This window comes from Candidatus Nitrosopumilus sp. bin_7KS, assembly GCF_054095835.1.
In genome coordinates this window covers 59,413-69,714 of sequence record NZ_JBSWSO010000007.1, presented here as the reverse complement: position 1 = coordinate 69,714, position 10,302 = coordinate 59,413, and the positions used below count along the sequence as shown (strand labels likewise).

Genomic DNA, 10,302 nt, shown 5'->3' with positions numbered 1-10,302 from the left:
AAACTGTCTCGTGGGCTCGGAGATGTGTATAAGAGACAGAGTCTATTCACATGTTCTTTACTTACTGAGAAAACACTACTCATAGATCCTATCGTGTATTCAAATTAATAACTTCTCTGCAAATCATATTTGGAATTAATTAAAAATCCATTGTGGCATTGTGCCCAGATTATAATCGACAAGATTCTGAACCGAAATCTTTGCAATAGTAATCTCATGAACAGATTTCAAACCGTCTTTTGTCTTCTGTCCATGCCTGTAATCATACCTTCTCTGTTTCTGAAAAACTCTTTCAAGTAATTCCAAAAATGACTTTATCAAATCATACTCTAACACAATAGTTCCTTGTCTTGTGTGAGTGTATTGTTTCTTTGAAATTCTAAATTTTGATTTTGCATTAGATATTTGCCATACTGCACACTCTACTAACCATCGAAATGGCTCCATCATATCATATACAAGAGATTGAAATGATGTGTGATTCTTGTGATAAAATCCATAGTAAGGATCCAATCCAATTCCGTTGATAAATTTTGAAATCTCACCTGCTAGAACAGAATATCCATAATTTAATAGAGCATTAATGACATCTGTTGCATTATTTTTTTGAATTCTGAATGAATTTCTTTTTGAAAACTCGAATCGTTCATCAATTAATTTTGTAAATGCTCCAAAGTAGATTCTACTTGTGACTGCTTCAGAATGTAAAATATTATCTTCTAAATTATTGAGATGTTTTTCTAATTTTTCTATACTAGGTATCACTACATCATTCTCAGTTGATTTTAGAAATTGTATCTGGGAATCAATTTTACTTTTAACAATCTGTTTTGACAAGTAGTCTCGTTTTTCTGGAATTCGAAATGTATCATATTGTGCAATTCTGTTATTTGTAGCAGTAAGCGAACTCATCATTCCACTCATTACACACTGTGGATTCCCCTGTGTATCAAGTAAAATCACGTTTCTGTTATTTTCAGATAACATTGCTAGTGCTTCAGTTGAGACATATCCCTTACCAGATAGTATAATTTTCTCATAAGGCATTCTATTAGGGCTCCATTCTTCTATACATGGTGGAGAGAATGGATCATGACAGTCTTTTAGAATCAATTTAGAATTTTTAACAGAAATGGAATGGCCGTAGCCTCTGAGGAATTTTATGTTATAGTGATTTTTCTTTCCAGTTGAAGTCAAGGCATTTGTGACATCCACTGCTGTTGTTGGTTTGCAAGCCACAACGCAAAGAATCCAAATGCTAAAAGAACAGCTGAAACATAAGAGACCTTAACTGTAAACACTTTTTCTTTTTTAGACTCGGTTTCAGGTTTGTGTTTTGTTATTACTATGAAAAACCAAAGCATAACTCCTGCAACATAAACAGATACCGCCAAGAAGTAATTAGATGGATCTTGCATTATGAAAGTAAAAGCAGATACACACGGAATTACTATCAAAATCAGTAATTCAACTGCTTCAAATTGCTCAAAGAGTTCTCCTTTGGCCTTATTTCTGAATGCAAATAATGAACCTGCTAAACCTGATACAACAACAGTCATGACCAGATGTTTTAGTTCAGAATCAAGACTTCCAAATCCTTGAGAAACAAAATACATCGGGTTGAAATAATATACAATTGCAATTAGTCCTATTGCAGATGAAATTGTAATGATATTGATTTTTCGTTTATCCACATTTCACATATTCATAATATCATTATAAATAATCTGCAACAAATCATATTCAAGAATTCAATCTAGACGCTAGCACAATTTTACTCACAAAGAGGGGGCGTTCCCTTTTTACAGATAATCTTTAAAAATAGAATGCCCCCTTTCCTGCGTAATTAGTTGGTAATGACTAGGATTATGATTGGAGTTTGTTGTTGGAAAATCGTTATAATGCCATTCTGAATTTATGAGGTATGGGAGTTTTGCAAAGTATCTCTGAAAAAATACAAAAGATTACAATCATGCATATTATTTTCACATCTTTTTCAATACACCTGTTTGTGATATCTCACCCTAACTTTGAGGTGCTAGATGAAGTATTTTTTACAAATTTTATGAGGTGGTTTATGCTTGGAATTGATCATTCTCCGTATCAACTACCTGGTTTATCGTTTATTGTCTCCCCATTTGTTTATGTATTTGGGGATAACTGGGCGTCATGGAGATTTCCAATTGTAATACTTGGAATGGTTTTTTTGTATTTTTATTATCATGTAGTGAAACATATTTCAACTAAAAAAATTGCATTGATATCTAGTGTGATAATGGCATTTAGCCCTACCATTTTTGTGTCTTCCTCATTGATGTTAAGAGATATGCCTGTTATGGCTTTTGGATTTTTTGCAATTTATCTATATTTTAAACAAAAATATTATTTTGCAGCATTATTGATAGGATTATCGGCCTTAATCAAAGAGACAGCTATATTTTTTGTTATTTTTATTATAATATATCACTGTCTTCATCGACGTGAAGAATTATTATCGACAGTTAAAAATATCCAAAAAAATAATTTGAGACTCATTAAAACTCCTTTAATTTCATTGGTGATAATTGTATCTGCATTTTTAATTCCTTTAATGATTTACGATAACACAATAACTGTTTTAGAATATCCTACAAGGCATCCAGAATACTTGGCAGTGAATGAAAATTTTGAAACAGGATCAATGAGATTTGATATTGTGATGAGTACTGAAGAAATTTTTCAAAAACCTATCGAACAGTTTAACTATATTGCACAAGTTACAAATCCAATACACCACTTACAGGTGATGTTCACTAAAGGATATTATCAACAACAAGATGTAGTTACAAATGAATTCATTGCATCATTTCTACCTATCTCTAGTGGTAAAACTATTCATGATATGAGCTATGGATATGACAAGTTATACGTTGACGAAGAAGGTATAGAACGACATCAAAAAGAATATTCGACTTTATGGATTCAATCTATGATTAACTATTCATGGTGGCATATTGGTTTTTGGAGTTGTATTGTACTAGTGGGATTTGCTACATTTCAGAAGATTAAAAATAAAATGCTAATTTCTAAAGACATAATTTTTATAATTTCTGGTTTTTCTTTCTTTGTCCCATATCTGATAATTGATATGGTGAGGGATACTTTTGCATATTACATGATCTATTTCTTACCTGTGATGGCGGTAGGACTTGTAACCATTATCTACAAAATTAAAAATAAAATGATACGTTTCTTTGTGTTTGCAGGTATTCTTTTAGGAGTTATTGGTAACTTTTTTTACATATTTCCGATGTGGGGCTTTTGATCTTTTTTGATTATGATTAGAGTTTGTTAGATAATTAATTATTAGTGAATTATTCAAATTTAATTAATGACAAATGTTGAATTGATATCAAAATTCTATCATGCTTTCAAAAACAAAGACTTTGAAACATATCTTAGATTATGTGATGATAATATTGAATGGCAGTTGTCAGAAGGTATGCCAAATGGCGGAGTGTTTGTAGGAAAAGATGAAGTGTTTAAAGAATACTTTCCAAAAATGCTCTCAAACTTTGTAGAATTTCATGCAATACCTGAGCATATCTCTGATATGGAAGATCATGTTATGGTAACTGGTAAATATCAAGGAATCTCAAAAAAAGGAAAATCATTTGATGTGCCCTTTTCACATGTCTATCATATCAAAAATAACAAAATAATTCAATTCAGACAGTTTACTGACACTGAAAAAATTACAGAATCACTGAAATAACTTTAAGATTTTGAAATATTGTTAAATTTATTTTTAAAACAACGAGATACATGGAAAACACGTTAAATCAAGGACGTATTCCTAACATGATGTGTTTTCCAGACCTATTGTTCTACGACGCAGAACAATGGTTTCTCGTCATATCTATTACGTCAAAATGATATTTAACCATGATCCTAATTTCCGTCTAGTGATAATTGAAACTATCTTTCTATGAAATTCTCTGTATGTATTCTTCGTGAATTCTTTTCTGATTTTGTATTATCCACAAAAATACCTCATAGTTTGAATTCATAAAAATCCCTATCTTTTTTTTGTTAAATGTAAAAAAGTGTAAAAAATTTGATTCTTTTGTGTGTGGTATTTTGAGCCTAAATTTCCTTCAAATTGAATCTGTAAAAAATTACCAATTTTTATTAATCACATTTTTTAAGAAAATCTATGGTCGATTGCTGTATTTGTAAAATTGTTCCTGGAACCTTGAAAATTACTGATGGAAATCCAAAATACAAAGGAAAACCTATTTGTAAAGAATGTGCAGGATATCGTAAACTACTCAAAGAAACTAAGTAGACTCTTCTGACTTTGTTTTATTTTTTGCAGCCCATTCTTCATACATTTTTATCAACTCATCCACATCTTTGCCTTCTTCAGAATAAGTTACGATAACTCCGAACGTTCCTTTTGTATCATGCCCTCTTGCAAAATATCCCCAAAATGAATCGGGTAATTTAGCAAAACTACTAGAATCATGTGATACTCCAATCAAATTGTTTCCAATTACTTCTACAACTTTTTTGGCATCCTTTTGATCAATCATGATTAATTAACGCCTTTTCTTCTTTTTAATTTCTCACCGTTTAATGCAGTGTTGTTTTCAAAATCATCTAATTTTTTCTTTATATCTTCTTTTTCTTCTTTAGTTATTTCTCTAATTATTACATCCACACCATCTGCAAAATTTTCACATTTTCCACATAACCATAATGGAGGTTTGTCTTTTGCAAATACTATTGGTAATCTTCGTTCATTACATTGTTTACAGAATAATGTCATGTTTTCTATATTCCTCTATGGACTAAGCCTATCTGGATCACGTGGATACAAAACTACTTCACGAACATTGTCAATACCAATAAGTGTAGTCATCAATCTATCTAATCCCATTCCCCAACCTGAGTGTGGTGGCATTCCCCAATCAAATGTTTTAAGGTGGTCTGCAAATTGGTTAGGATCTAAACCTTGTTCTTTTAGTCTCTCTTTGAGCATTTCTGGATTGTGAAGTCTAGTTCCTCCTGAAGATAATTCTAAAAATCCATATTGTAAATCAAAAGAACGTGAAAGCGTTGCGTCCTCGTCTTTTTCTCTAATGTAGAATGGTTTTAATTTCATTGGCCAGTCAGTTAAGAAGAAAAATCCTGGGTGGTTTTCTCCAATAATTCTAAGATGCGAATCAAGTAAATCATCTCCAAATTCTACTTTTTCTCCTGATTTTTTCAATTCATCTACACATTGAGTATATGTTATTCTTTCAAATGGCGTTGAAGGAATTTCTATTGTATGCTCAATGCTTTCTTGCTCATCTTTACAGTTTTCTGAGATATCTTTGTAAACTGACACTACTAGAGATTCTAAAACATTCATGACATCCTCATAGTCCATAAATGCAGCTTCAATGTCTATGCTGGTAAATTCTGTCAAATGCCTTCCAGTGTGAGATTTTTCTGCCCTGTAAAAATTTGAAATCTCAAATACTCGTTCTAATCCAATTGTCATTTGTTCTTTGTATAATTGTGGGCTCTGAGCAAGATATGCTGTTTTTCCAAAGTAGTCTAATGAAAATAAATCTGCACCCCCTTCACTTGCACTTCCAATTATTTTCGGGGTTGTGATTTCAATAAATTTTTTATCTGCAAGTGTTTTTCTTAAAGATTGTAATACATGATGTCGTAATTTAAAAATTGAAGCTGTTTTTTGATTTCTCATATCTAGTGCTCTGTGATTTAGTCTTGTATCGATATTACTTTCTAGTCTACCAATTGGGTCAATTGGTAATGGATGAATTGCTTTTCCTAAAACTTCTATTTCGTCTGCCTTGACCTCAAATGCAAAATCTCGAGCTTTTGTCTCTTGAACAATTCCTCTAACACTGACAACACTTTGACGATTAATTTCACCTAGATTGTCATTAAGTTCTCCTTTAACTATGACTTGAGATATTCCTGAGACATCTCGAAGAGTGATAAATGACATTTTTCCTAACTTTCTAAGATCCTCAATCCATCCTCCTAACACTACTTCTTTCCCAATCAATTCTTGGGTTAGTTCAGAAATATCGTGAGTTTTTACAAATACCATGTCTATCTTTTATCCTCAAATTCTATCTCAATGTCAAGGTTTCGGGCATTCTTAACTATCTGTACCACTTTTTCAGTATCGATGGGAAATTTTGGAGTCCATTTCCCTGAAACAACTGCTTTTGTTTTTTGAACACCACCTGGTACCCATACTGCATTAATTGATAGGATTTTGGTGGGAAAGAACAAATCTTCAATGAAACGTTTGTCTGTTTCATCTGCTTCTACAAGCCAAATTTTACCTTTGAATTGGTCTTGCAATGTTCGATACAGTGTTCTACTTTGTCTAATCAACATGATGTCATTTTTTGCAAGGGATAATACAAAATTCCCATTAAATTCTTTGCATGAATATAGTGTAAAATTTTCAATTTCTTTATTTGATTTTGCAATTTTTGCAAGATTCATCGATGCTTCTACATCAGCTTTTGTTAACTGACCTGATTCAATTTTACCTTCACATTGAGGACAAAGAATAGAATTTTTTGCATCAAAGCCACAAATAGGTAATTTCATTTAAATCGACTTTTTAATTCTGATAATGTTGTTTATATCCCTTAGTGCAAAATAAAAATTCTAGTTTGGATCTAAAATAATGATGACCTTTTTAACAGTTAATGGATTATCTTCAAAATATTCTTCATCTAAAGGACCTGTTTATGCTGTAGATGATGTAGATTTTGAATTGAATGATGGTGAATCTATGGGAATTGCAGGTGAGAGTGCATGTGGGAAAAGTACGTTGGGTTTGTCATTGATTCGAATGCTTTCAGGTGGTACTACTGAAGGACAAATAATCTTTGATGGAGTTTCTATTTTAGAAATACCCGAGTCAGAATTTAATGATGAATACAGGTGGAAAAAAATATCTATGATTTTTCAAGGTGCCATGAATTCTTTGGATCCTGTATTCACGATTAATGAACAATTCGTTGAGATTTTAAAAGAGCATTCCTTTGATGGTGATTTAAAGAAATTAATTTCTGATGCAATGAATTCAGTATCCCTTGATGAAAATGTTCTAAAAAAATATCCGCACGAACTAAGTGGTGGAATGAAACAAAGAATTATTATTGCAATGTCACTATTACTCAAACCAAAATTTGTAATTGCAGATGAACCTACAACTGCATTGGATGTTTTAATTCAAGCTCAAATAATCAATTTACTAAAATCTCTTAAAAAAGAAGGCATGTCTTTTATGTTGATTACGCATGATCTGGCGGTTCTGTCTGAAATTTCTGATAAAATTGGTATAATGTATGGGGGGCAAATGGTAGAATTTGGCTCATCAGACCAAATTTACAAGAATCCAAAACATCCCTATACTCAGGGACTTTTAGAATCAATTCCTACTTTGAAAGGAGATGCCCCAAAATACATCAAAGGAACTCCTCCAAGTTTACTTGATGCTCCTACTCAATGTAGATTCATTGAAAGATGTCCATTGGCTATAGAAAAATGCAAAGAACTTCCTCCTAAATTTAAAACAGAAACTGGATATGTTAGGTGTTGGTTATATGAAGATGAAAATTAATTTTATTTTTTATTAAGGAATTCCTCATCAATTTTTTTCAAATATGTTTCTTGTAATTTAGCAATTTCTCTTCCAGTTGTATTTCTGCTGATCATTTTAGCATACTGTACTAAATCCTGGTTTTTTTGAGTTTTTTCAAACTCTTCAATTTTTTTAAATGATTCTTGCTCAAACTTCATAATTGCTCTTAACTCTTTACTGATTTCTATAGCTTTCATCTCTTCATAATTTTTGGAATTTGACTTTCTAAAATTAATTTCATCAATTAACTCTTGAACTTCATCTGATTCATCCATATTTTTTAAAAATTATTCAAATATTTTAATTTTGTATTTCTTTTTTATGTTCTAGTATGTGCTTTAATCCATCAGTCATGCAAAGTGAATCTAAGTCTATTTCACAATAAGGACATTTCAAAGTTTTAAGAATATTTTTTTACAATTGGTAAGCAAGAGTCTATGATTCTGAGCATCTCTGATCTGATGACTTTTTTGTCAATTGAAATCCAGACTCTTGATTTTTTGATTGCAAATGAAATTGTCTGTACCTTCTTCCTTTCCTCCCAGACAAATTCAATCTCTCCTAAATTTTTGTCAAAAAATCCTTCCAAATCCGTCTTTATTGCAATGTGTGAAAATTGATACTGTGTGTTCTTTTCATTTAACAGAGGTAGCAAATCTGGTCTTCTCTTGTATGCTAGAAGATTCCCACTCTCTCCAATTACGCCTACAAATCTGATAAATGGGCTAATTGTGGCAATTTCATTACATATGCTTTCAAAATCTTTCTTTGTCAATTGATAGAGTTCTAAAAAGATGATATTTTAATGAATTGCAAGTTTTTAATTCTAGATTTAATTAAATACGGCCTGAAAACAGTCTGATTGTGGATTTTACTGACATATTTCCGTTTGCGCCTGATGTAGGTTATTCTCTTCTAGCTTTAGTCAATTTCTTTGGTTCTCTTGTTCCTTTTGTCCCATTACCTGGATTTTTACTTCTGGCTACCATGTCTGTAGGTAATCAATACGATCTACATATTTTGGCATTAGTATCTGCAGTAACGGCTACTGCTGCTAAGCAAATTATTTTCTATGTTAGTTATGGTGGACGAAGAATTATCAATGAAAAAACTAGAAAGAGGATGCGTCCCTTTGAAAGATTGATTAAGAGATATGGTGCAGGGGCTGCATTCTTTGCAGCTGCCACTCCAATACCTGATGATCTAGTATATGTTCCACTAGGATTGGCAAAATACAATCCTAGGAGATTCTTTATTGCAACTCTTACTGGAAAAATAGTTCTAAGTTATTCAATTGTCTTTATTTCCCACCATTTAGGATTGTCATTAGTTGAACCATTTCTTGAAAATATAGATGATGCAACTCCGATATACATTGGAATTATAATTTTTGGAGTAATGATGACTGCCGTTATTGTATTACTATTAAGATTAGATTGGGCTAGAATTCTTGGAAAGTTTGCTCCATGGACTTTGGATGAAAACAACAAAGAAGATTGAACTTTAATTTTAAAATTCCACATCTTATCTACTGCCTTAGTTATCCCTATTCTTTGTGATGTAATTATTTTTTTTGATTTAATCCCTTCAGTTATATAGAGTTTAGATTTTTTTGTTAAATCTACTCCATAATGTTCTTTGGTAATATTCAATGCTTGTGCTAATTTTGCTGGTCCATTAGTAAGATTTTTCAAATTTTGAATCCCTCGATTTTTTTTCATTATTTTGATTCCTTTTTCAGGCTCAATTGCACGAATAAGAACTGCTCCAGCTGATTTTTTAGGATCTTTTGCTACAACATTAAAACAAAAATACATTCCATATGTAAAATAAACATAGGCAAAGCCAACCTCTCCAAACATTATCTTGTTTCTCTCTGTAATTTTTCTAAATGCATGGCTTGCAGGATCATCCTTATGCCTATATGCTTCTGTTTCAGTAATGATTCCTGATATCTCATTACGTCCTATTTTTCTAATTATTCTTTTTCCTAAAAGATTTTTTGCAACAGTAACTGTATCTTTTGAATAAAATTCTCTAGGAAGTATAGTCAATGTCAATTTTTACTTTTTTATTGTTTTTTAACTCTGTGATTAAATTAAATAATTTTACAATATCTTTTTTCAACACTATGATTAGTTCTTGATTGTAAATGGTTGCTGCTGGATGAATTGTCAAAAAATACAATTGTTTTTCTTTTCTAACTAGTTTTCCTCTAAATTTTGTTATTTCTGAACCCCCTAATAGGGAACTAAATGCTGTATTTCCTAATATGCAGATTATTTTTGGTTTAATGATTGCAATTTCTTGTTTTAGATACTCTTTGCATGTTTCTCTTTCACTTATGGTTGGAACTCTATTTTTTGGAGGTCTACATTTTACAATATTTGTAATGTATACTTCTTCTCTTGAAATCCCTGCTGCTTCTAGGGCAATTGAAAGTTTTTTACCTGCAATGCCGATAAATGGCTCACCCTTTTTATCTTCATTTTTTCCAGGTGCTTCTCCTACAAAAATCACATTTGAATGAAAATTGCCTTTGCCTGCTACTGAGTTAGTTCTTGTTTTAGAAAGATCACACTTTGTGCATTTGACGACGTTTTGTTTGATTATCTCTAATTTTTGATTCATTT

General features: G+C 31.5%; 14 protein-coding genes and 1 pseudogene. 5 read left to right on the top strand and 10 right to left on the bottom strand.

Going from position 1 to position 10,302, the window contains the following annotated elements:
• Positions 1-135: 135 nt before the first annotated feature.
• Entirely contained in the window at positions 136-1,239 is a 1,104-nt protein-coding gene (gene cas1 / locus ACW9W4_RS09125) for a CRISPR-associated endonuclease Cas1 (protein ID WP_457762146.1), read from the bottom strand.
• Positions 1,194-1,694, bottom strand: coding sequence for a hypothetical protein (locus tag ACW9W4_RS09120; RefSeq protein ID WP_457762145.1), 501 nt, complete (start codon positions 1,692-1,694; stop codon positions 1,194-1,196). The genes cas1 and ACW9W4_RS09120 overlap by 46 nt, the downstream gene beginning before the upstream one ends.
• A gap of 230 nt (positions 1,695-1,924) precedes the next feature.
• Here ACW9W4_RS09120 and ACW9W4_RS09115 point away from each other — a divergent pair, with 230 nt between their 5' ends.
• The 3 genes from ACW9W4_RS09115 to ACW9W4_RS09105 all read left to right on the top strand — a co-directional run bounded on the left by ACW9W4_RS09115 (position 1,925) and on the right by ACW9W4_RS09105 (position 4,327).
• Complete coding sequence (locus tag ACW9W4_RS09115) at positions 1,925-3,304, top strand: glycosyltransferase family 39 protein (protein WP_457762144.1); 1,380 nt, start codon at positions 1,925-1,927, stop codon at positions 3,302-3,304.
• A gap of 66 nt (positions 3,305-3,370) precedes the next feature.
• Positions 3,371-3,754: a nuclear transport factor 2 family protein gene (locus ACW9W4_RS09110; RefSeq protein ID WP_457762143.1), complete on the top strand. Its 384-nt coding sequence runs from the start codon at positions 3,371-3,373 to the stop codon at positions 3,752-3,754.
• 441 nt (positions 3,755-4,195) lie between these two features.
• Complete coding sequence (locus ACW9W4_RS09105; protein ID WP_457762142.1) at positions 4,196-4,327, top strand: hypothetical protein; 132 nt, start codon at positions 4,196-4,198, stop codon at positions 4,325-4,327.
• Here the strand turns inward: ACW9W4_RS09105 and ACW9W4_RS09100 are convergent.
• The 4 genes from ACW9W4_RS09100 to ACW9W4_RS09085 are packed head-to-tail and all read right to left on the bottom strand — an operon-like array spanning position 4,320 to position 6,627.
• Positions 4,320-4,574: a hypothetical protein gene (locus ACW9W4_RS09100; RefSeq protein WP_179362158.1), complete on the bottom strand. Its 255-nt coding sequence runs from the start codon at positions 4,572-4,574 to the stop codon at positions 4,320-4,322. The genes ACW9W4_RS09105 and ACW9W4_RS09100 overlap by 8 nt on opposite strands.
• A 2-nt stretch (positions 4,575-4,576) precedes the next feature.
• Positions 4,577-4,810 carry a hypothetical protein gene (locus tag ACW9W4_RS09095; protein ID WP_457762141.1) on the bottom strand — a complete coding sequence of 78 codons (234 nt, stop codon included), beginning with the start codon at positions 4,808-4,810 and terminating at the stop codon, positions 4,577-4,579.
• Positions 4,811-4,825: 15 nt separating this feature from the next.
• The gene (gene aspS / locus ACW9W4_RS09090) at positions 4,826-6,112 is read right to left on the bottom strand and encodes an aspartate--tRNA(Asn) ligase (protein ID WP_457762140.1); all 1,287 of its coding nucleotides are present in this window, start codon (positions 6,110-6,112) and stop codon (positions 4,826-4,828) included.
• Between the two features lie 2 nt (positions 6,113-6,114).
• Entirely contained in the window at positions 6,115-6,627 is a 513-nt protein-coding gene (locus ACW9W4_RS09085; protein ID WP_457762139.1) for a transcription elongation factor NusA, read from the bottom strand.
• 82 nt (positions 6,628-6,709) lie between these two features.
• Here ACW9W4_RS09085 and ACW9W4_RS09080 point away from each other — a divergent pair, with 82 nt between their 5' ends.
• Positions 6,710-7,648, top strand: coding sequence for an ABC transporter ATP-binding protein (locus ACW9W4_RS09080; protein ID WP_457762149.1), 939 nt, complete (start codon positions 6,710-6,712; stop codon positions 7,646-7,648).
• 2 nt (positions 7,649-7,650) lie between these two features.
• On the opposite strand, the gene ACW9W4_RS09075 is transcribed toward ACW9W4_RS09080, so the two are convergent.
• Together ACW9W4_RS09075 and ACW9W4_RS09070 are read right to left on the bottom strand one after the other, a co-directional pair.
• Complete coding sequence (locus tag ACW9W4_RS09075) at positions 7,651-7,944, bottom strand: hypothetical protein (RefSeq protein ID WP_179362153.1); 294 nt, start codon at positions 7,942-7,944, stop codon at positions 7,651-7,653.
• A 125-nt stretch (positions 7,945-8,069) separates the two neighbouring features.
• Positions 8,070-8,444: a DUF6659 family protein gene (locus ACW9W4_RS09070; protein WP_457762138.1), complete on the bottom strand. Its 375-nt coding sequence runs from the start codon at positions 8,442-8,444 to the stop codon at positions 8,070-8,072.
• 212 nt (positions 8,445-8,656) lie between these two features.
• On the opposite strand from ACW9W4_RS09070, the gene ACW9W4_RS09065 reads away from it, so the two are divergent.
• The gene (locus ACW9W4_RS09065; protein ID WP_457762148.1) at positions 8,657-9,169 is read left to right on the top strand and encodes a VTT domain-containing protein; all 513 of its coding nucleotides are present in this window, start codon (positions 8,657-8,659) and stop codon (positions 9,167-9,169) included.
• On the opposite strand, the pseudogene ACW9W4_RS09060 reads toward ACW9W4_RS09065, so the two are convergent.
• Together ACW9W4_RS09060 and ACW9W4_RS09055 are read right to left on the bottom strand one after the other, a co-directional pair.
• Positions 9,169-9,723: pseudogene (locus tag ACW9W4_RS09060) on the bottom strand (DNA-3-methyladenine glycosylase); the annotation flags it as partial. The gene ACW9W4_RS09065 and the pseudogene ACW9W4_RS09060 overlap by 1 nt on opposite strands.
• Positions 9,707-10,300: a uracil-DNA glycosylase gene (locus ACW9W4_RS09055; RefSeq protein WP_457762137.1), complete on the bottom strand. Its 594-nt coding sequence runs from the start codon at positions 10,298-10,300 to the stop codon at positions 9,707-9,709. The pseudogene ACW9W4_RS09060 and the gene ACW9W4_RS09055, both read right to left, overlap by 17 nt.
• Between the last annotated feature and the right edge of the window lie 2 nt (positions 10,301-10,302).

Coding starts and splice junctions, on each gene's coding strand:
- ACW9W4_RS09065 (WP_457762148.1), top strand. CDS start 8,657: ATGTCTGTAGGTAATCAATACGATCTACATATTTTGGCATTAGTATCT.
- ACW9W4_RS09100 (WP_179362158.1), bottom strand. CDS start 4,574: ATGATTGATCAAAAGGATGCCAAAAAAGTTGTAGAAGTAATTGGAAAC.
- ACW9W4_RS09080 (WP_457762149.1), top strand. CDS start 6,710: ATGACCTTTTTAACAGTTAATGGATTATCTTCAAAATATTCTTCATCT.
- ACW9W4_RS09085 (WP_457762139.1), bottom strand. CDS start 6,627: ATGAAATTACCTATTTGTGGCTTTGATGCAAAAAATTCTATTCTTTGT.
- ACW9W4_RS09110 (WP_457762143.1), top strand. CDS start 3,371: ATGACAAATGTTGAATTGATATCAAAATTCTATCATGCTTTCAAAAAC.
- ACW9W4_RS09105 (WP_457762142.1), top strand. CDS start 4,196: ATGGTCGATTGCTGTATTTGTAAAATTGTTCCTGGAACCTTGAAAATT.
- ACW9W4_RS09095 (WP_457762141.1), bottom strand. CDS start 4,810: ATGACATTATTCTGTAAACAATGTAATGAACGAAGATTACCAATAGTA.
- ACW9W4_RS09115 (WP_457762144.1), top strand. CDS start 1,925: ATGGGAGTTTTGCAAAGTATCTCTGAAAAAATACAAAAGATTACAATC.
- ACW9W4_RS09055 (WP_457762137.1), bottom strand. CDS start 10,300: ATGAATCAAAAATTAGAGATAATCAAACAAAACGTCGTCAAATGCACA.
- aspS (WP_457762140.1), bottom strand. CDS start 6,112: ATGGTATTTGTAAAAACTCACGATATTTCTGAACTAACCCAAGAATTG.
- ACW9W4_RS09075 (WP_179362153.1), bottom strand. CDS start 7,944: ATGGATGAATCAGATGAAGTTCAAGAGTTAATTGATGAAATTAATTTT.